Below are 20,760 nucleotides of genomic sequence, written 5' to 3' on the forward strand. Positions count from 1 at the left end.
AGAATAAAATGACGCAATTTGCTTTTGTGTTCCCGGGTCAGGGTTCACAGACTGTCGGGATGTTGTCTGAAATGGCAACCCAGTACCCGATTATTGAAGAAACGTTTGCTGAAGCCTCTGCGGCACTGGGTTATGATCTGTGGGCGTTGACGCAACAAGGGCCTGCGGAAGAACTGAACAAAACCTGGCAGACGCAGCCTGCGCTGCTGACAGCGTCTGTCGCGCTGTACCGTGTCTGGCAGCAGCAGGGCGGTAAAACGCCTGCGCTGATGGCCGGTCATAGCCTCGGTGAATACTCTGCGCTGGTATGCGCGGGCGTGATTGCTTTCGCTGATGCCGTTCGTCTGGTTGAACTGCGTGGTAAATTCATGCAGGAAGCGGTACCGGAAGGCACGGGGGCAATGTATGCCATCATCGGGCTTGATGATGCCGCGATTGCCAAAGCTTGTGAAGAGTCGGCCGAAGGCCAGGTGGTTTCGCCGGTCAACTACAACTCGCCGGGCCAGGTGGTGATCGCCGGGCATAAAGAGGCGGTTGAACGCGCGGGTGCCGCCTGTAAAGCCGCGGGTGCAAAACGTGCACTGCCGCTGCCGGTCAGCGTACCGTCACACTGTGCGCTGATGAAACCTGCCGCGGAAAAACTGGCGGTGGAACTGGCGAAAATTACATTTAATGCGCCGCAGATTTCCGTGGTGAATAACGTCGACGTGAAATGCGAAACGTCCGCAGACGCTATCCGTGATGCGCTGGTTCGCCAGCTGTACAGCCCGGTTCAGTGGACGAAGACCGTCGAGTTTATGGCCGCGCAGGGCGTTGAGCACTTATATGAAGTCGGGCCGGGTAAAGTCCTCACCGGGCTGACAAAACGTATTGTCGACACACTGACAGCGTCGGCCATTAATGAGCCGGCAGCGATGTCAGCGGCGTTAGAACAATAACAGAGGAAAAACAAAACCATGAGTTTTGAAGGAAAAATCGCGCTGGTTACCGGTGCAAGTCGCGGGATTGGCCGCGCCATCGCTGAAACGCTCGTTGCCCGTGGTGCGAAAGTCATCGGTACAGCGACCAGTGAAAGCGGCGCGCAGGCGATCAGCGACTATTTAGGTGCCAACGGGAAAGGTCTGATGCTGAATGTGACCGATCCGGCATCTATCGAATCTGTACTGGAAAATATTCGCGCAGAGTTTGGCGAAGTCGACATTCTGGTCAATAATGCCGGGATTACTCGCGATAATCTGCTAATGCGAATGAAAGAAGAAGAGTGGTCAGACATTCTCGAAACCAATCTTTCATCAGTTTTCCGTCTGTCAAAAGCGGTAATGCGCGCTATGATGAAAAAGCGTCACGGGCGTATTATCACTATCGGTTCTGTGGTTGGTACCATGGGAAATGCCGGTCAGGCCAACTACGCTGCGGCGAAAGCAGGTCTTATCGGTTTCAGTAAATCGCTGGCGCGCGAAGTGGCGTCACGCGGAATTACTGTGAACGTTGTTGCTCCGGGCTTTATTGAAACGGACATGACGCGTGCGCTTTCTGATGATCAGCGTGCGGGTATTCTGGCGGAAGTTCCGGCGGGTCGCCTCGGCGACGCAAAAGAAATCGCCAGTGCGGTTGCATTTTTAGCTTCTGACGAAGCGAGTTACATCACGGGTGAAACTCTGCACGTTAACGGCGGGATGTACATGGTTTGATCGCGATTTGCACAATATGCTCAGGAACCACGCACTTCGTGTCATCCGGAGCAGGTTAATGTGCAAAATAATTTGCGTTATTAGGGCGAATACCCGCAAAATAGCGTAAAATCGTGGTAAGACCTGCCGGGATTTAGTTGCAAATTTTTCAACATTTTATACACTACGAAAACCATCGCGAAAGCGAGTTTTGATAGGAAATTTAAGAGTATGAGCACTATCGAAGAACGCGTTAAGAAAATTATCGGCGAACAGCTGGGCGTTAAGCAGGAAGAAGTTACCAACAATGCTTCCTTCGTTGAGGACCTGGGCGCTGATTCTCTTGACACCGTTGAGCTGGTAATGGCTCTGGAAGAAGAGTTTGATACTGAGATTCCGGACGAAGAAGCTGAGAAAATCACCACCGTTCAGGCTGCCATTGATTACATCAACGGCCACCAGGCGTAAGTGAACATCTCCAGGCGGTCACTCGACCGCCTGAGTTTTATCTATTATTCGTCCCACGAATCTCTTTTTTTATCCCTCCCTGGAGGACAAACGTGTCTAAGCGTCGTGTAGTTGTGACCGGACTGGGCATGTTGTCTCCTGTCGGCAATACCGTAGAGTCTACCTGGAAAACTCTCCTTGCCGGTCAGAGTGGCATCAGCCTGATCGACCATTTCGATACTAGCGCCTATGCAACGAAATTTGCTGGCTTAGTAAAGGATTTTAACTGTGATGACATCATCTCGCGTAAAGAACAGCGCAAGATGGATGCCTTCATTCAATACGGAATTGTCGCTGGCGTTCAGGCCATGCAGGATTCTGGCCTTGAAGTGACGGAAGAGAACGCCAGCCGTATCGGCGCCGCTATCGGCTCTGGTATTGGCGGTCTCGGTTTAATCGAAGATAACCACAGCTCGCTGGTTAACGGTGGTCCGCGTAAGATCAGCCCGTTCTTCGTTCCGTCCACAATTGTGAACATGGTGGCGGGTCACCTGACCATCATGTTTGGTCTGCGTGGGCCAAGTATCTCCATCGCGACCGCCTGTACGTCAGGCGTGCATAATATTGGTCATGCGGCCCGTATTATTGCGTACAACGATGCTGACGTGATGCTGGCAGGTGGGGCAGAAAAAGCCAGTACGCCGCTGGGCGTAGGTGGTTTCGGCGCTGCACGTGCGCTGTCTACCCGCAATGACAACCCGCAGGCGGCGAGCCGTCCGTGGGATAAAGACCGTGATGGCTTCGTGCTGGGCGACGGCGCAGGCATCATCGTGCTGGAAGAGTACGAGCACGCGAAAAAACGCGGTGCCAAAATCTACGCTGAAATCGTCGGTTTTGGTATGAGCAGCGATGCCTACCATATGACGTCACCGCCGGAAAATGGCGCAGGCGCTGCGCTGGCAATGGTCAACGCGCTCCGCGATGCAGGCATTGAACCGGGGCAGATTGGCTACGTCAACGCTCACGGCACGTCCACCCCGGCGGGTGACAAAGCCGAAACGCAAGCGGTGAAAAATGTCTTTGGTGCAGCGGCAAGCCGTGTGATGGTCAGCTCAACCAAATCCATGACCGGTCACCTGTTAGGTGCGGCAGGTGCAGTAGAATCTATCTACTCCATCCTTGCACTGCGCGATCAGGCGGTTCCGCCGACCATCAACCTGGATAACCCGGATGAAGGTTGCGATCTGGACTTCGTTCCACACGAAGCGCGCCAGGTCAGCGGAATGGAGTACACCCTGTGTAACTCCTTCGGCTTCGGTGGCACCAACGGCTCTCTGATCTTCAAAAAGGTCTGATCCTCTCTTTAAGGCCTGCTTTTGCAGGCCTTTTCTTTCAGCGCATTCCCCTTGTAACCCTTCCGGGCTGCTGCCAGACTGACAGACACAGATAAGGAGCTTCTATGTTCTTGATTAACGGTAAAGAACGGGACTCTCTGGCGGCGAACGATCGCGCTATTCAGTTTGGCGATGGCTGTTTTACGACGGCGAGAGTCCGTAACGGCAAAGTCGATTTTCTCGGGGCTCATCTGCAACGCCTGCAGGCGACCTGTCATGCGCTGATGATCCCTTTCGCCGACGACATCCCGTTACGTGAAGAGATGCAGCAACTGGCGGCAGAGCAGGGTGATGGCGTCCTGAAAGTGATCATCACCCGCGGCAGTGGCGGGCGTGGCTACAGCCCGGCGGCCTGCCTGACGCCAACCCGTATCCTCTCGGTTTCGCCCGCGCCTGCACACTATGTTCGCTGGCGAGAAGAGGGCATTACGCTGTCGTTAAGTCCGGTACGGCTCGGTCGTAACCCGCATCTTGCCGGGCTTAAGCATCTGAATCGCCTCGAGCAGGTGCTGATCCGCGCGCATCTTGAGCAGACGGATGCACAGGAGGCACTGGTCCTTGACAGCGAAGGGTGGGTTACGGAATGCTGTGCGGCTAATTTGTTCTGGCGGGCTGGCGATACCGTTTTTACGCCACGGCTCACCCATGCTGGCGTCAATGGCATCATGCGCCAGTATTGTCTCTCACGGCTGGCACAAAGCCGCTATCACGTTGTCGAAGTGAGTGCGCGTGAAGAGGCGGTACAGCAGGCGGATGAAGTCCTGCTGTGCAACGCGCTGATGCCGGTCGTGCCGGTGAAAGCGTTTGGCGATGTTCGCTACCTGTCACATGAACTGTTTGAATTTCTGGCCCCTTATTGTGAGTTGTCCGATTAGCCATGAAGAAAATGTTACGTTTTGTCCTGTTATTGCTGGTGGTGCTGGGTATTGCCGCGGGCGTTGGGATGTGGAAAGTCCGCCAGCTCGCGGACAGCAAATTGCTTATCAAAGAAGAGACCATTTTCACGCTGAAAGCTGGCACCGGGCGCAAAGTGCTGGGCGATCAACTGTATGCGGATAAGATCATTAACCGCCCGCGCGTGTTCCAGTGGCTGCTGCGCGTTGAGCCTGATCTCTCCCATTTTAAAGCGGGCACCTACCGGCTCACCCCGCAGATGACCGTGCGCGAGATGCTGATGCTGCTGGAAAGCGGTAAAGAAGCACAGTTCCCGCTGCGGTTTGTGGAAGGGATGCGGCTCAGCGATTACCTGAAACAACTACGTGACGCGCCTTACATCAAACATACGCTGAAAGACGATGCGTACGCGACCGTCGCGAAGGCACTGGAACTGGAACATCCCGACTGGGTGGAAGGCTGGTTCTGGCCGGATACCTGGATGTACACCGCCAACACCACGGATATTGCGATCCTCAAACGCGCGCATCAGAAAATGGTTAACGCCGTTGAGCAGGCCTGGGAAGGGCGGATGGACAATCTGCCGTATCAGGACCAGAACCAGCTGGTGACCATGGCGTCGATCATCGAAAAAGAGACCGCGGTCGCCAGCGAGCGTGACCGGGTGGCGTCGGTGTTTATTAACCGTCTGCGGCTTGGCATGCGTCTGCAGACCGATCCCACCGTGATTTACGGCATGGGGGCGAGTTATAATGGCAAGCTGTCGCGCAAAGACCTGGAAACGCCGACGGCGTACAACACTTATGTCATCGCCGGGCTGCCGCCGGGCCCTATCGCGACCCCGGGCGAAGCGTCGCTGAATGCCGCCGCGCATCCGGCGAAGACACCGTATCTCTATTTTGTGGCTGACGGTAAAGGCGGCCACCAGTTTACGACCAATCTCGCCAGCCATAACCGGGCGGTGCAGGATTACCTGAAAGTGCTTAAGGAAAAAAATGGCCAGTAATTACATCGTCATCGAAGGTCTGGAAGGAGCGGGCAAAACCACCGCGCGCAACATGGTGGTGGAAACGCTGAAACAGCTGGGCATTCACGATCTGGTTTTCACTCGTGAACCAGGCGGAACCATCCTCGCAGAAAAACTGCGCAGCCTGGTGCTGGACATCAAATCCGTTGGCGATGAAGTGATTACGGACAAAGCGGAAGTGCTGATGTTCTACGCCGCTCGCGTACAGTTGGTTGAAACGGTGATTAAACCGGCGCTGGCGAAAGGGCAATGGGTGATTGGCGATCGCCATGATCTCTCCACACAAGCCTACCAGGGCGGCGGGCGTGGTATTGATCAGCATATGCTGGCGACGCTGCGCGATGCGGTGCTGGGCGATTTCCGTCCGAACCTGACGATTTACCTCGATGTGACGCCGGAAGTGGGCCTTAAGCGCGCCCGTGCGCGTGGCGATCTCGACCGCATCGAGCAGGAGTCGCTGGATTTCTTCAATCGCACCCGCGCGCGCTACCTTGAGCTGGCGGCGCAGGACAGCAGTATTCGCACCATTGATGCCACCCAGCCACTGGAAAACGTCATGCAGGACATCCGCGACACCGTGACAACGTGGGTGAAGGAGCAAAATGCATGAAATGGTATCCGTGGTTGCGTCCCCATTTTGAACAGCTGATTGCCAGCTATCAGGCCGGGCGTGGGCACCATGCGTTACTGATTCAGGCGTTGCCCGGTATGGGCGACGATGCGCTGATTTATGCGCTGAGCCGCTGGCTGATGTGTCATCAGCCGGACGGGCACAAAAGCTGTGGGCAGTGCCACAGTTGCCAGTTGATGCAGGCGGGAACACATCCTGACTACTATCATCTGCTGCCGGAAAAGGGCAAAAACACGCTTGGCATCGACGCCGTACGCGAAGTGAGCGAAAAGCTGTACGAGCACGCGCGGCTGGGCGGCGCGAAAGTGGTGTGGATAAGCGACGCGACGCAACTCACCGATGCTGCCGCCAACGCGCTGTTAAAAACACTCGAAGAACCGCCGGAGAAAACCTGGTTTTTCCTCGCCTGCGAAGAGCCTGCGCGACTGCTGGCAACGCTGCGCAGCCGCTGCCGGTTACATCATCTGTCGCCGCCTGCGGAAAGCTGGGCGATGGCATGGCTTGAACGAGAAGTGACAACGTCACAAGAAGCGCGTTTAACGGCGTTGCGCCTCAGCGCCAGTGCCCCTGCGGCAGCGCTGGCGCTTTTACAGGAAAATCACTGGAATGCGCGCCAGCAGCTTTGCCAGACGCTGGACGCTACGCTCACCAGCCATGACTGGCTGTCACTGCTTCCAGTCCTGAACCATGACGACGCAGCGACGCGGCTGCACTGGTTTGCCTCGCTATTGCTGGATGCGCTCAAAATTCAGCAAGGGATTACACTGTTAACCAACGCCGATGCCCTGGCGCTGACCGGAAAACTGGCCAACATCGTGCCGGTAGCGACGCTGCGGGCCATCGTTCAGGACGCCTGCGAATGCCGCGAGCAACTGCTGAGCGTGGTCGGCCTCAATCGCGAACTGATCCTCACCGAGCGCCTGTTGCGCTGGGAGCATTACCTGCAACCGGGAGCGGTACTTCCCGTATCTCAATTCTGAGAGAGACATTATGTTTTTAGTCGACTCACACTGCCATCTCGATGGCCTGGATTATCAATCCCTGCATAAAGACGTTAACGACGCGCTGGCCAAAGCCGCCGCCCGTGACGTTAAATTTTTCCTCGCGGTCGCCACGACGCTGCCGGGTTACCGCAACATGCGTGAACTGGTGGGAAACCGTGATGATGTGGTTTATTCCTGCGGCGTGCATCCGCTCAATCAGGATGAGACCTATGACGTTGAAGCGCTGCGCAAGCTGGCGGCAGAAGAGGGCGTGGTCGCCATGGGCGAAACCGGGCTCGACTATTACTACACGCCGGAAACAAAAGCGCGGCAGCAGGAATCGTTTCGCCATCACATTCGCATCGGGCGCGAGCTGAACAAACCGGTCATTGTGCATACCCGAGACGCACGCGAAGATACACTGGCGATCCTGCGTGAAGAGCAGGTGACGGATTGCGGCGGTGTACTACACTGTTTCACTGAAGATCGGGAAACCGCAGGCAAATTGCTGGATCTCGGGTTTTATATTTCGTTTTCCGGCATCGTGACCTTCCGCAATGCTGAGCAACTCCGGGATGCCGCGCGTTACGTGCCGCTGGACCGGCTGCTGGTGGAAACCGATTCCCCGTACCTGGCGCCGGTTCCCCATCGCGGAAAAGAGAACCAGCCTGCGCTGGTGCGTGATGTTGCTGAATACATGGCCGTGGTGAAAGGTGTAACCGTGGAACAACTGGCGCAACAGACCACCGAAAACTTCGCCCGCCTGTTCCATATCGCCCCTTCCCGCCTGCAAGACGCCTGATTTCTTAGGTTATTTTAAAGCTCGTAATTAATAAGCAAACCGGGTAAAGTTCACCGCCATAAAATGGGCGGTGGACGGGTTATTTGACACATCCTGACATCACTTATGTAAAGAAACGCAAGTTTTTCGGCTGGTGCTAACCGAAACGTGATAGCCGTCAAACAACATTCAGCTGATTTATTTTACTCTGTGTAATAAATAAAGGGCGCTTAGATGTCCTGTCCACGGCACGGCTCTCCCCCCGTGCCAATGCGTGAATACGTACTAAAAGCACAAATACTCAGGAGCACTCTCAATTATGTTTAAGAATGCATTTGCTAACCTGCAGAAGGTCGGTAAATCGCTGATGCTGCCAGTATCCGTACTGCCTATCGCAGGTATCCTGCTGGGCGTCGGTTCGGCTAACTTCAGCTGGCTGCCAACCGTCGTTTCCCATGTTATGGCGGAAGCGGGCGGTTCGGTCTTCGCCAACATGCCGCTGATCTTCGCTATCGGTGTTGCACTTGGCTTCACCAATAACGATGGCGTTTCTGCGCTGGCTGCAGTAGTGGCTTACGGCATCATGGTGAAAACCATGGCGGTTGTCGCACCGCTGGTCCTGCATTTACCTGCGGAAGAGATTGCGGCGAAACACCTCGCAGATACCGGCGTGCTTGGCGGTATCATTTCGGGTGCGATCGCAGCCTATATGTTCAACCGCTTCTATCGCATCAAGTTGCCTGAATATCTGGGCTTCTTTGCGGGTAAGCGCTTTGTACCGATTATTTCCGGTCTGGCGGCTATTTTCACCGGTGTGATCCTCTCCTTCATCTGGCCACCGATTGGTACTGCTATCCAGACCTTCTCCCAGTGGGCGGCGTATCAGAACCCGGTTGTCGCTTTCGGCATCTACGGTTTCGTTGAGCGTTGCCTGGTACCGTTCGGTCTGCACCATATCTGGAACGTTCCTTTCCAGATGCAAATCGGTGAATACACCAACGCTGCGGGTCAGGTGTTCCACGGTGATATTCCGCGCTACATGGCAGGCGACCCGACGGCGGGCAAGCTGTCTGGCGGCTTCCTGTTCAAGATGTACGGTCTGCCGGCAGCGGCAATCGCCATCTGGCACTCTGCGAAACCAGAAAACCGCGCGAAAGTGGGCGGTATCATGATCTCCGCCGCGCTGACCTCGTTCCTGACCGGTATCACCGAGCCGATCGAGTTCTCCTTCATGTTCGTTGCGCCGATCCTGTACGTGATCCACGCGATTCTGGCCGGTCTGGCTTTCCCGATCGCTATCCTGCTCGGTATGCGTGACGGTACGTCGTTCTCGCACGGTCTGATCGACTTCATCGTCCTGTCCGGTAACAGCAGCAAACTGTGGCTGTTCCCGATTGTCGGTATCTGCTACGCCATCGTTTACTACACCATTTTCCGTGTGCTGATCAAAGCGCTGGACCTGAAAACGCCGGGTCGCGAAGATGCTTCTGACGATGTGAAAGCTGGTGTTTCCAGCGAAATGGCGCCAGCCCTGGTCGCCGCTTTTGGTGGTAAAACCAACATCACTAACCTCGACGCCTGTATTACGCGTCTGCGCGTCAGTGTCGCGGATGTGGCGAAAGTGGATCAGGCTGGCCTGAAGAAACTGGGTGCCGCAGGTGTGGTTGTTGCAGGTTCCGGTGTACAGGCGATTTTCGGTACCAAATCCGATAACCTGAAAACCGAAATGGATGATTACATCCGCAACAACTAAGTCAGTTTGAGGGGAGACTAAGGCAGCCGAATGGCTGCCTTTTTTACTTTTTGCCCGGTGGCGGCTGCGCCTTACCGGGCCTACAACGACCTGGATCGTAGGTCGGGTAAGCGCAGCGCCACCCGACTCTTTTTTAGAAACTGTAGCTTGCGCTGACAGAGAAATTACGCGGTGCGCCATAGACACCGTAGGTGCCCAGATAATCGTAATATTCTTCATCAAACACGTTGTTCAGGTTGCCCTGAATCGCGAAGTCTTTGGTCACCTGATAGCGGGTAAAGAGATCGACCACGGTATAGCCATCCTGGGTAATCTGCGTCACGCCATTCGGGCCGTTATCGATATCCTGCCAGGTTTTGTTCTGCCAGCGAGCACCGCCACCGACGGTCAGCTCAGGCAGCATTGGCAACTGATAACGGGTGAACAGCTTCAGCGAGGTCCGCGGCTGGCTTGGGTTCACGGCGTTACCGTCTTCATCTTCCGCAATGTAACGGCTACCGCCAAAGGTCAACTGCCAGTTGTCGGTCAGCGCGCCGTTCAGCTCGAATTCGATACCTTTACTGACGGTGCCATCAACCGATTTATAGGCGGTCTGCCCACCGGAACCCGGAATCGTTGTCCCGGTTGAAACGGCCACATTGTCCTGTTCGATACGGAACACAGATACCGAGGCGGTCAGACGGGTATTAAACCAGTCGCCTTTCACACCCGCTTCGTAGCTCTTACCGGTCGTTGGATCGATAAACTTGCTGTTCACGTCACGCTGACCCGATGGCTGGAAGATAGAGGTATAGCTGGTATAGACGGACCAGGTATCATCAATGTCGTAAATCAGACCGGCATACGGCGTGACGTCATCGAATTTTGAAGTGCGGATTTCATCGGGCTTGCGCTCGAGGTTATATTTCGCGCTCCATTCGGTGTAACGGGCCCCGAGGATCAAATGCAGCGGGTCGGCAAGCGAGAGACGTGTCGCGGCATAGACGGATTTCTGGCGAATCACGTCACGCTGGTAAAGGGCAAAATCAGACCAGGTCGGATCGGCCAGCTTACCGTTGTAATCGTAGATACTGCCCACATCCATCAAACCGAAGTTACTGTTAACCGGGAAGGAATTGTCGTAGTTATTGCGCTGACGGCTGTAACTGCCGCCCAGCATCAGCTCATGCTGACGGCCCAGCAGGTCGTAACCGCCGCGGACGAACGCATCCACGGAGTCCTGTTTCCGTTCGCCACGGTTCCAGCCGCCCCAGGCGCCGTACCATTTGGAGGCATCATACAGGCCGGTGGCTTTATCCGGGTAACCATCGATGTACATCAACTTGCTGTCGAAGTTGGTTTCCGCGTGCATGGCGTTGAGCTTCGCTTCCCAGCCGTTATCAAAGCGTTGGGTCAGGTTGGCAAAAATCTTTGTGGAATCTTTATTGGAATAAGTCCAGTCAGCGGAGGTGTTAAAACCGCGACGGAAATGGGTTTTGCTGCCGTCGCTGAACATGGACGGGAAGCCGCCCCAGGTCGGGCTGTCTTCTTCGCTTTCCTGGTAATCATAACCGACGGACAGGGTGGTGGAATCGGTGACATCGGCATCCACAACGCCGTAAATGAATTTCTTACGATAATGGTTGCGCTCGATCCAGGAATCGTTGTCCTGATAACCGGTGATCATGCGCCCGCGAACATTGCCGGATTCGGTCAGCGGTGCCTGCAGATCCAGCACGTAACGCTGTTTGTCCCAACTGCCATAGGTCGCGGAGGCTGTCCCTTTGAATTCTTTGCTGTCGGCATGTTTACGTACCATGTTGACGTAGGCGGAAGGGTTACCGGTGCCGCTCATCAGGCCCGCCGCGCCGCGCACCACTTCGATTTTATCGTAAATCGCCGTATCGCCAGCGGTATCGCCAAAGTTCCAGCGGTTATCGAGGAATGTTGGCATATCTTCATAGGCAAAGTTGCTGATGAAGAAACCACGGGAATAGAAGTTGGTACGGCTGGTATCAATGCGGGAAGCGCTCACCCCGGTGGTGTTATCCAGCACCTGACCGATGGTGTTCAGTTCCTGATCCGCCATACGCTGCTGGCTGATAACGCTAACCGACTGCGGAATATCGCGCGGAACCAGCAGCAGTTTGGTGCCGGTGGTGGTGGTTTTGACGCTGTAATCCTGATCCTGGCTGTCGCTACTGGTATCTGTAGTGCCTTCAACGACGATCTTCTCCTCCTGATCCTGGCTGGCGGCGCGCAGGGTATTGGGGAAGAGTGCCGCTGCAATACAAACTGCCAGTACTGCCGGCGCGGTGGCAGGGGAGCGCCGCTCGTCCCTGATGTTATCAATGAAAGTCATAATAAACCCTTTAATATAATTGTTGTTCTGGCTTACACCCCGTCGTCGCGGGGCCAGCGTTATGGTGAGACGCGGTTGTGCATTTTGTGCATACAAATGCAAATGAGAAATATACGCATTCGAATTACGACTGTAAACAGATGTAACCGATATCAATGAAACTTTGTTTTACGTCTGCAGAGAGGTCGGCGGGAGAAGAGTGGTTATTCCGGCAGCAGCTAACGGCTAAGAGGATAAGAAATCACGGTTTCAGGTTGAAAGACAGGGAGTAAGTCGCTCATACTCAGTGTTCTATTCTGTTTGTCAGATTACCGCACGGTGAATAATTAAAAAGGAACAGGCCATGGCAGAAGAAACGATTTTCAGCAAAATCATTCGTCGCGAAATCCCGTCGGATATCGTTTATCAGGACGATCTTGTCACCGCATTTCGTGATATCTCGCCGCAGGCGCCGACGCACGTCCTGATTGTTCCCAACCTCCTGATCCCGACGGTCAACCACGTCACCGCCGAGCATGAACTGGCGCTGGGGCGCATGATGACCGTCGCCGCTAAAATTGCCGAACAGGAAGGGATTGCCGAAGACGGTTATCGCCTGATTGTGAACTGCAACCGCCACGGCGGGCAGGAAGTCTATCATATTCATATGCACCTGCTCGGCGGTCGTCCGCTGGGGCCGATGCTGTCGAGAAAGTGAAGGTGAACATGAAGACAGGGCGTTTCACCCTGATGCTGGCTTTGCTGACGCTGGCGGGCTGCGGTTCGCACCCGGAGATCCCGGTTGGCGACCAGCAGACGCTGGTCATGGAATCGAACGTTCTGGTCGCCGGGATCAGCGCGGAAAAGCCGGAACTGACCACCTCAGAAATTCAGGCGACCGCTTCTTCTGTCATCTTCAACGAGCGCCGCGAACCGGTGACGCTTCACTATCGTTTTTACTGGTATGACGCCAGAGGGCTGGAAATGCATCCCCTCGAAGCGCCGCGCAGCGTGACGGTGCCGGGCAATGCCTCCGTGACGCTCTACGGCAGCGCAAATAATCTTGGGGCGCATAAAGTCCGCCTTTATCTTTATCTTTAAGGGGTAATCGTGATGTCAAAATTGAGTCGCTATGCATTAATGACGGCACTGGCGATCGTCCTGTCAGGGTGTGTGGGGCAACGCGAAGAGCCCGCGCCTGTCGAACAGGTAAAACCGACACCGCAGCAGCCGGTGCCACAACAACCGGAGCCGACGGTCCCCTCCGTGCCGACGATTCCGCAGCAACCCGGCCCGATTGAACAAACGGATCAGACCGGGCAGCCCGCGCCGCGTGTTCGTCATTATGACTGGAATGGCGCCGTACAGCCGATGGTCGGCAAAATGCTGCAGTCCGAAGGTGTCAACGCGGGCAGCATTCTGCTGGTCGACAGCGTCAATAACCGCACCAATGGTTCGCTGAATGCCAGCGAGGCCACTACGGCGCTGCATAACGCGCTGAGCGGTAACGGCAAATTCACGCTGGTCTCCGTGCAGCAACTGGCTGTCGCCAAACAACAGCTTGGCCTGTCGCCGCAGGACAGCCTCGGTTCCCGCAGCAAAGCGATGGGCATTGCGCGTAACGTCGGTGCCCAGTATGTGCTGTACTCGAACGCCACCGGCAACGTCAATGCACCGACGCTGCAAATGCAACTGATGCTGGTTCAGACTGGCGAGATTATCTGGTCAGGTAAAGGTGCAGTGCAGCAACAGTAAACTGACGCGTGACGCGGTCCTGTCACGCTTTTTCCCCGATTATCAGCCCGCCGCGAATGCCGTTTCTACAGGATTAAGCGGCGGTAGCTGCATCATTGAAAACGGCGACCAGCGGTTAGTGCTGCGTCAGCATCACACCCCGCAGGACGCCGAATACCATTTTCTCCGCCAGTATCATGCGCTGTCGCAGCTTCCTGATGATCTGGCGCCGCGCCCGCGCTTTTACACACCCGGCTGGATGGCGGTGGACTATTTCGCAGGCGAGGTTAAAAGCGCGCTGCCGGAACCTCGTCAACTGGCGGCAATGTTGTATTATCTGCATCAACAGCCCCGGTTTGGCTGGCGAATATCGCTGTTGCCGTTGTTGCAGGGTTACTGGCAACAAAGCGCGCCCGCGCGCCGTACACCGTTCTGGTTGCGCCAGTTGCACCGCTTGCGCAAAGCCGGTGAACCCGTTCCGCTGCGCCTGGCGCCGCTGCATATGGATATTCATGCCGGAAATATCGTCCATACGGCGGCGGGGTTGCGGCTGATTGACTGGGAATATGCCGGTGATGGCGATATCGCTCTGGAGCTGGCGGCCGTCTGGGTCAGCAGTGACGCGGAGCATCGCCAACTGGTCGGAGATTACGCGGCGCTGGCGAAGATTGAGCCACAATGCCTGTGGCGGCAGGTTCAGCGCTGGCGGCCATGGCTGCTGATGCTAAAAGCGGGCTGGTTTGAATGTCGCTGGGTACAGACCGGCGAGCAACGATTTATCACGCTGGCAGATGAGACATGGTGCCAGCTTAAGACAAATGGATAAGAGAGGTCTTTGTGGGTCCAGTAATGTTGGATGTCGAAGGGTTTGAGCTGGATGCGGAAGAACGCGAAATCCTGGCCCACCCGCTGGTTGGCGGGCTGATTATTTTTACCCGCAATTATCACGATCCCGCGCAACTGCGCGAGCTGGTGCGCCAGATCCGCTCCGCATCACGCAATCATCTGGTGGTTGCCGTTGATCAGGAAGGCGGGCGCGTTCAGCGTTTTCGTGACGGTTTCACCCGTCTGCCTGCGGCGCAGTCCTTTGCTGCGCTGCTGGGGATGGAAGAGGGCGGCAAACTGGCGCAGGACGCCGGATGGCTGATGGCCAGCGAAATGATTTCAATGGATATCGACATCAGTTTCGCCCCGGTACTGGACGTCGGGCATATCAGCGCGGCGATTGGCGAACGTTCTTACCATGACGATCCGGCCAAAGCGCTGGCGATGGCGCGTCACGTTATCGACGGCATGCACAGCGCTGGCATGAAAACCACCGGTAAACATTTCCCGGGTCACGGCGCGGTGACGGCTGATTCTCATAAAGAGACGCCGCGGGACCCGCGTCCGCAGGCGGAAATTATCGCCAACGATATGTCGGTGTTCCGCACGTTAATCGACGAGCAACGTCTTGATGCCATCATGCCTGCGCATGTCATCTACAGCGATGTCGATCCGCGTCCGGCCAGCGGCTCGCCGCACTGGCTGAAAACCGTGTTGCGCGGCGAACTGGGTTTCGATGGCGTTATCTTCTCTGACGATTTGTCGATGGAAGGGGCCGCAATTATGGGCAGCTACGCGGAACGCGGGCAGGCGTCGCTGGATGCAGGTTGCGATATGATCCTGGTCTGCAATAATCGTAAGGGTGCGGTCAGTGTGCTGGATAATCTGTCGCCGATCAAAGCAGAGCGTGTTACGAAATTGTATCATCAGGGAACATTGACGCGTCAGACGTTGATGGATTCCTCTCGCTGGAAGACGGTCAGCGCACAGCTGGAACAGCTGCATGAACGCTGGCAGGCGCATAAAGCGGATCGTTAATTCTCCCGCATCGGGATCGGAAGTGTTGTGAGGATGTGATGATTATTTATTTACACGGTTTTGACTCGAACAGCCCGGGTAACCACGAAAAGGTGTTGCAGCTGCAATTTATCGATCCGGATGTGCGGTTGATAAGCTACAGCACGCTCCATCCGAAACACGATATGCAGCATTTGTTGAAGGAAGTCGACAAGATGCTACAGCTCAACGTTGATGAACGACCGCTCATCTGTGGCGTCGGGCTCGGCGGCTACTGGGCGGAACGTATCGGTTTCCTGTGCGATGTGCGCCAGGTGATGTTCAACCCGAATCTCTATCCTAATGAAAACATGGAAGGGAGGATTGACCGCCCGGAAGAGTATGTGGATATCGCCACCAAATGCGTCAGCAATTTCCGCGAGAAAAACCGCGACCGCTGCCTGGTGATCCTCTCCCGACAGGATGAATCACTGAACAGCCAGCGTTCGGCGGATTTACTGCACCATTACTATGAAATCATCTGGGATGAAGTGCAGACCCATAAATTCAAAAATATCTCCCCACATCTGCAGCGTATCAAGGCGTTTAAAACCTTAGGTTAATCTCTTCAGGCCCGGCGGCGTTCTGTCTGCCGGGCGTCCGAATGCCCCCTCAACCGCTAAACTTATTCATCATCACAAGCGTAAAACTTGATGCATATCAATTTTGGTATGACCAATGCACCGTTCGTGTTATTCTCAGTGCTGCTGAATGGTTTCGCGCAGGTAACCTGTTGTTAATTAAAGGCTATTTAAATAACTTTTAATTAACAATTGGTTAATAATTTAAGGGGGTCACGTTGACTACACCATTGAAAAAGATAGTGATTGTAGGCGGTGGTGCTGGCGGGCTGGAGCTGGCGACTCAGTTGGGCAGAAAGCTGGGCCGTGGCAAAAAAGCAAAAATCACGCTGGTGGATCGCAATCACAGCCATCTGTGGAAACCGCTGCTGCACGAAGTGGCGACCGGTTCGCTGGATGAAGGCGTTGATGCGCTGAGCTATCTGGCGCATGCGCGTAACCATCATTTCCAGTTCCAGTTGGGTTCAGTGGTCGATATCAATCGTGAGAGCAAAACCCTGACTCTCGCGGAAATTCGCGACAGCAAGGGCGATCTGCTGGTACCGGAACGCAAACTGCCGTACGACACGCTGGTAATGGCGCTGGGCAGTACCTCAAACGATTTCAACACGCCGGGTGTGAAAGATCACTGCATCTTCCTCGATAACCCGCATCAGGCGCGCCGTTTCCATCAGGAAATGCTCAATCTGTTTCTCAAGCACTCCAGCCATCTCGGCGCGAACGGCAAAGTGAACATCGCGATTGTCGGCGGTGGGGCGACCGGCGTTGAGCTCTCCGCTGAACTGCACAATGCAGTGAAACAGCTGCACAGCTATGGCTACAAAGGGCTAACCAATGAAGCGCTGAATGTCACGCTGGTGGAAGCGGGCGATCGTATTCTGCCTGCGCTGCCGCCGCGCATTTCTGGTGCCGCGCACAACGAGCTGACGAAAATGGGCGTGCGCGTACTGACGCAAACCATGGTCACCAGCGCGGACGAAGGCGGTCTGCATACCAAAGAAGGCGAGTACATCAAAGCCGATCTGATGGTCTGGGCGGCAGGCATCAAAGCGCCGGACTTTATGAAAGAGATTGGCGGCCTCGAAACCAACCGCATTAATCAACTGGTGGTGGGTCCGACGCTGCAGACAACCCGCGATGCGGATATCTATGCGATTGGCGACTGTGCCTCCTGTGCGCGCCCGGAAGGCGGTTTCGTTCCTCCGCGTGCGCAGGCCGCACACCAGATGGCGACCTGCGCGCTGAATAACATTCTCGCGCAGATGAAAGATAAGCCTCTGAAATCGTACACCTATAAAGATCATGGTTCGCTGGTGTCATTATCGAACTACTCTACCGTCGGCAGCCTGATGGGTAACCTGATGCGCGGTTCGATGATGGTGGAAGGGCGCATTGCGCGCATGGTCTATATCTCGCTATACCGCATGCATCAGATTGCGCTGCACGGTTATTTCAAAACCGGGCTGATGATGCTGGTGGGCAGCATTAACCGCGTTATCCGTCCCCGCCTGAAACTGCATTAATTCCACGTTTTACCGCTGACCCGGACAAGCCGCCGGGTCAGCGTTTTCAGCATATCCTTCGGCATATTGCTTTTATCGCTTAAGAGTACTCTGAATCGATGCGATTTGCCGGACGATCACGCACTTTTCATCCGCTTTCTGATTTGCTTAACCCCCTTGCTCGTTGCAAAATTGTTACTAACAGCAACAAAGGAGGAACTCCCGTGAATAAATCAATGTTAGCGGGCATAGGGATTGGCGTGGCTGCCGCGCTGGGCGTGGCGGCAGTAGCCAGTCTGAACGTCTTTGATCGCGGCCCACAGTATGCACAGGTGGTTTCCGCCACCCCGATTAAAGAGACCATCAAAACGCCGCGGCAGGAATGTCGCAACGTCGCCGTCACGCATCGTCGTCCGGTGCAGGACGAAAACCGTATTGCCGGTTCGGTACTGGGCGCAGTCGCCGGTGGGGTTATCGGTCATCAGTTCGGTGGTGGGCGAGGGCGTGATGTCGCCACGGTCGTCGGCGCGCTGGGCGGGGGTTATGCCGGTAACCAGGTGCAGGGATCGCTGCAGGACAACGACACCTACACCACCACGCAGCAGCGCTGTAAAACGGTGTATGACAAGTCGGAAAAAATGCTCGGTTATGATGTGACTTACAAGATTGGCGACCAGCAGGGGAAAATCCGTATGGATAAAGATCCTGGCACGCAGATCCCGCTGGATAACAATGGCCAGCTGATCCTGAATAATAAAGCGTAAAAAAGCAGTTCCCGGAATATTCGCCCCTCATTTGCTCAGGCTGAGGGGCTTTTTTATGTCAGGCGGCGAGGATTTGCGGCCACAGACGCAGCGTGGTGTCGGTGATTTGCATCAGCGAGTCAAAGCTGGCACCGTCACGGGCGCTGATGGACATCCCCTGCAGGATGCAGCTCAGAAATTGCGCCAGATCGTTAATCTCTTTTTCCTGCGGAATTTCACCGCGCTGTTGCCGTTCGGTGAGGAACTGACGCAGCGTCTGCTCCTGCATGGCGTGGCGCGATTTAATGGTTTTCGCAATCTCTTTTGATGATGCCGCGAGGGTCGCTGAGGTGCTGATCAGAAAGCAGCCCGCCGGGGTTTCTTTGTTGGTAAAGCAGGCAGCAACCGCGGTGAAATAATCACGCAGGGCCTGTTCTAACGACTTTTCTTCGCAAAAGAGTTGAGCTTCATGCTTCGCTGCAAAACGCGCCACATAGCGGTCAAGCACTGCGCGAAACAGTCCTTCTTTATTCACGAACTCAGCGTAAAGCGTAGGGGCTTTCGCACCCGTTGCCTCTACGAGATCTGCCAGCGACGTGGCTTCATAGCCATGTTGCCAGAAGAGTGTCATGGCCTTATCAAGCGCCACATCCCTGTCGAACACTTTAGGTCGGCCACGGCTTTTTTTTGTGCAACTCGGAACGTCAGTTGTCATGGTGCCGGTGTACCTTAGTCAGTAATAAAAACGTGCCTATTATAAAAACATTTCTTATGTACGAACAGTAGCGACACCACAAAAATAAAAAAATCCTATCGGTATGAAAAATATGGATTTTTGGATTATTTTAATGATCATTAAAAAATTATATTGACGTGTGATGTGGATCACATTATGATTTCTGTATCGTTCGTTAATTTAATAATTAACGGCAGTACATAATTCATCTGCAAAGGTTTATCATCATGAAAAGTATTAAAACTCTTATCGCCGCAGCCGTTCTTAGCTCACTGTCATTTGCCAGCGTCGCGGCAGTTGAAGTGCAATCCACCCCGGCAAATCAGCATAAAGTGGGGACTATCTCCGCAACGGCGGGTACGAACCTGGGTTCACTGGAAGACGAGCTGGCGCAAAAAGCTGACGCCATGGGTGCAAAATCTTACCGCATTACCTCTGTGACCGGTCCTAACACCCTCCACGGTACCGCTGTCATCTACAAATAAGCATCGCTAACCCTTGATGCCACTGCCACAAAAAAAGCCCTGCGTTGTAAGACGCAGGGCTTTTTTACGTCGCGGGACGGAAATTACAGCGCTTGTTGCACCACCTCCCCATGACGAGTCACATCCACCGGCATACCTGAGCGTATTTCCATTACCTGGGTCATCACGTCAGCGTCCGTCTGTGGTGCATCTTTGAATGTCTGCATCGCGGATGTCAGAACAATCGGCAGTGTCTGCGGATCGTCATCAATATCCTTCGACAGCGGCTGGTGTACTTCGACCAGGCGCACGCCGCCAGGCTCCACCGAGGTTTTGATCGGCGTATTGATGATATTGACCTTCGTACCCGGCTTAATCACTCTGAACAGCGTTTCGATGTCACCATCGCGCAGGCGAATACAGCCGGAACTGACCCGCATACCGATGCCGAAATCGGCATTGGTGCCGTGCAGAAGATACACACCACCGTAAGCGGCCAGACGGATCGCGTGGTGACCCATCGGGTTATCCGGGCCTGCCGGAACCACTGCCGGCAGAATAATGCCCTGCGCCTTATAACGCGCGCGAATGTTAGCGGTCGGCGTCCAGGTCGGATTCGCGCGCTTATCAGACACCGTCGTGACCATGGTTGGCGTCAGCGTATCTCCGCCGAGCTGACCAATGCCGATCGGATAGACCGTCACCACGTTTTGACCCGGAGGATAATAGTAAAGACGCAGTTCCGCCAGATTGATCACAATGCCCACCCGCGGCGCGTCCGGCAACAGGGTTTGCAGCGGGATCGTCAGCACGCTGCCCGCGCGGGGAACGTAAGGATCCACTCCCGGGTTTGCCTGTAGCAGGGCGAGAAACCCGACGTTGTATTTTTTGGCAATCGCTTCCAGCGAGCCGCCGTTATCTTCGACGACATGAAAGCGGTTTTCGCCCACCACGCGACTGCCTTCAGGCGGTAAAGGCCAGGTATTGGCGTGAGCGGGAAGGGCGAGCGAGAATAATGAGGCGACCATTAACAGCGGTAGCCAGCGGAAAAACGCGACAGGTTTAATCATCACTGAATATCCATCATGGTAATTGTCAGCTACTGAAATAGCTAAACATCTATTATGGATTCAGTTGATGAGAAAATGTTTCAGTGGATTGCAAAGAGTTTGTAAATTAGCGTGTTGCGCGCCGGGCAACCAGTGCCACCCGGCGACAT

Annotated in this window: 22 protein-coding genes; 19 read left to right on the forward strand and 3 right to left on the reverse strand. The window is 55.0% G+C overall.

All coding sequences use genetic code 11. The features are described 5' to 3' along the window. Positions 1-8 precede the first annotated feature (8 nt). The 10 genes from fabD (at position 9) to ptsG (ending at position 9,580) form a co-directional block, all read left to right on the forward strand. Positions 9-938, forward strand: coding sequence for an ACP S-malonyltransferase (gene fabD / locus AOY23_RS06150; protein ID WP_054178677.1), 930 nt, complete (start codon positions 9-11; stop codon positions 936-938). An 18-nt stretch (positions 939-956) separates the two neighbouring features. After that, complete coding sequence (gene fabG, locus AOY23_RS06155; RefSeq protein ID WP_038154485.1) at positions 957-1,691, forward strand: 3-oxoacyl-ACP reductase FabG; 735 nt, start codon at positions 957-959, stop codon at positions 1,689-1,691. Between the two features lie 210 nt (positions 1,692-1,901). Further along, positions 1,902-2,138 carry an acyl carrier protein gene (acpP, locus tag AOY23_RS06160; protein ID WP_000103754.1) on the forward strand — a complete coding sequence of 79 codons (237 nt, stop codon included), beginning with the start codon at positions 1,902-1,904 and terminating at the stop codon, positions 2,136-2,138. Positions 2,139-2,230: 92 nt separating this feature from the next. Next, positions 2,231-3,472, forward strand: a complete 1,242-nt coding sequence (gene fabF / locus AOY23_RS06165) for a beta-ketoacyl-ACP synthase II (RefSeq protein WP_054178676.1) — start codon at positions 2,231-2,233, stop codon at positions 3,470-3,472. Between the two features lie 104 nt (positions 3,473-3,576). After that, positions 3,577-4,386, forward strand: a complete 810-nt coding sequence (gene pabC, locus AOY23_RS06170) for an aminodeoxychorismate lyase (RefSeq protein WP_054178675.1) — start codon at positions 3,577-3,579, stop codon at positions 4,384-4,386. Between the two features lie 2 nt (positions 4,387-4,388). Next, on the forward strand, positions 4,389-5,411 hold the full coding sequence (gene yceG, locus AOY23_RS06175) for a cell division protein YceG (RefSeq protein ID WP_054178674.1): 1,023 nt from the start codon (positions 4,389-4,391) through the stop codon (positions 5,409-5,411). Beyond that, a complete protein-coding gene (gene tmk, locus AOY23_RS06180) occupies positions 5,401-6,042 on the forward strand; it encodes a dTMP kinase (protein WP_054178673.1) in 642 nt (213 codons plus the stop codon). The genes yceG and tmk overlap by 11 nt, the downstream gene beginning before the upstream one ends. Beyond that, positions 6,039-7,043 (forward strand): DNA polymerase III subunit delta', encoded by a 1,005-nt coding sequence (gene holB, locus AOY23_RS06185; protein WP_054178672.1) that lies wholly within the window; start codon positions 6,039-6,041, stop codon positions 7,041-7,043. The genes tmk and holB overlap by 4 nt, the downstream gene beginning before the upstream one ends. A gap of 10 nt (positions 7,044-7,053) precedes the next feature. After that, positions 7,054-7,848, forward strand: coding sequence for a metal-dependent hydrolase (locus AOY23_RS06190; RefSeq protein ID WP_054178671.1), 795 nt, complete (start codon positions 7,054-7,056; stop codon positions 7,846-7,848). A gap of 298 nt (positions 7,849-8,146) precedes the next feature. Further along, positions 8,147-9,580: a PTS glucose transporter subunit IIBC gene (ptsG, locus tag AOY23_RS06195; protein WP_054178670.1), complete on the forward strand. Its 1,434-nt coding sequence runs from the start codon at positions 8,147-8,149 to the stop codon at positions 9,578-9,580. A gap of 133 nt (positions 9,581-9,713) precedes the next feature. On the opposite strand, the gene fhuE is transcribed toward ptsG, so the two are convergent. Further along, entirely contained in the window at positions 9,714-11,921 is a 2,208-nt protein-coding gene (gene fhuE, locus AOY23_RS06200) for a ferric-rhodotorulic acid/ferric-coprogen receptor FhuE (protein WP_054178669.1), read from the reverse strand. A gap of 343 nt (positions 11,922-12,264) precedes the next feature. Here fhuE and hinT point away from each other — a divergent pair, with 343 nt between their 5' ends. From hinT to AOY23_RS06240, 8 genes are all read left to right on the forward strand, one after another. Beyond that, the gene (gene hinT / locus AOY23_RS06205) at positions 12,265-12,618 is read left to right on the forward strand and encodes a purine nucleoside phosphoramidase (protein ID WP_054178668.1); all 354 of its coding nucleotides are present in this window, start codon (positions 12,265-12,267) and stop codon (positions 12,616-12,618) included. An 8-nt stretch (positions 12,619-12,626) separates the two neighbouring features. Further along, positions 12,627-13,001, forward strand: a complete 375-nt coding sequence (locus tag AOY23_RS06210; RefSeq protein ID WP_054178797.1) for a YcfL family putative periplasmic lipoprotein — start codon at positions 12,627-12,629, stop codon at positions 12,999-13,001. A gap of 12 nt (positions 13,002-13,013) precedes the next feature. Next, positions 13,014-13,655, forward strand: a complete 642-nt coding sequence (gene lpoB / locus AOY23_RS06215) for a penicillin-binding protein activator LpoB (RefSeq protein ID WP_054178667.1) — start codon at positions 13,014-13,016, stop codon at positions 13,653-13,655. After that, positions 13,636-14,460 (forward strand): thiamine kinase, encoded by an 825-nt coding sequence (thiK, locus tag AOY23_RS06220; RefSeq protein ID WP_054178666.1) that lies wholly within the window; start codon positions 13,636-13,638, stop codon positions 14,458-14,460. Before lpoB ends, thiK begins: the two co-directional genes overlap by 20 nt. Before the next feature lie 11 nt (positions 14,461-14,471). Beyond that, the gene (nagZ, locus tag AOY23_RS06225; RefSeq protein ID WP_054178665.1) at positions 14,472-15,497 is read left to right on the forward strand and encodes a beta-N-acetylhexosaminidase; all 1,026 of its coding nucleotides are present in this window, start codon (positions 14,472-14,474) and stop codon (positions 15,495-15,497) included. Between the two features lie 38 nt (positions 15,498-15,535). Next, positions 15,536-16,078, forward strand: coding sequence for an alpha/beta hydrolase YcfP (gene ycfP / locus AOY23_RS06230; RefSeq protein WP_054178664.1), 543 nt, complete (start codon positions 15,536-15,538; stop codon positions 16,076-16,078). Between the two features lie 236 nt (positions 16,079-16,314). Next, positions 16,315-17,619: an NAD(P)/FAD-dependent oxidoreductase gene (locus AOY23_RS06235; RefSeq protein ID WP_054178663.1), complete on the forward strand. Its 1,305-nt coding sequence runs from the start codon at positions 16,315-16,317 to the stop codon at positions 17,617-17,619. Positions 17,620-17,822: 203 nt separating this feature from the next. Then, positions 17,823-18,362, forward strand: coding sequence for a glycine zipper 2TM domain-containing protein (locus AOY23_RS06240; RefSeq protein WP_072170933.1), 540 nt, complete (start codon positions 17,823-17,825; stop codon positions 18,360-18,362). 58 nt (positions 18,363-18,420) lie between these two features. Here the strand turns inward: AOY23_RS06240 and AOY23_RS06245 are convergent, their stop codons facing one another. Further along, complete coding sequence (locus AOY23_RS06245; RefSeq protein WP_054178661.1) at positions 18,421-19,056, reverse strand: TetR/AcrR family transcriptional regulator; 636 nt, start codon at positions 19,054-19,056, stop codon at positions 18,421-18,423. 248 nt (positions 19,057-19,304) lie between these two features. Between AOY23_RS06245 and bhsA the strand changes: the two genes are divergently transcribed. Next, positions 19,305-19,562, forward strand: a complete 258-nt coding sequence (bhsA, locus tag AOY23_RS06250; RefSeq protein WP_054178660.1) for a multiple stress resistance protein BhsA — start codon at positions 19,305-19,307, stop codon at positions 19,560-19,562. Between the two features lie 83 nt (positions 19,563-19,645). On the opposite strand, the gene ldtC is transcribed toward bhsA, so the two are convergent. Next, positions 19,646-20,611, reverse strand: a complete 966-nt coding sequence (gene ldtC / locus AOY23_RS06255; protein WP_054178659.1) for a L,D-transpeptidase LdtC — start codon at positions 20,609-20,611, stop codon at positions 19,646-19,648. Positions 20,612-20,760 lie beyond the last annotated feature (149 nt).

Origin of the sequence: Trabulsiella odontotermitis (assembly GCF_001297775.1) — a bacterium.
Taxonomy (GTDB): Bacteria; Pseudomonadota; Gammaproteobacteria; order Enterobacterales; family Enterobacteriaceae; genus Trabulsiella; species Trabulsiella odontotermitis.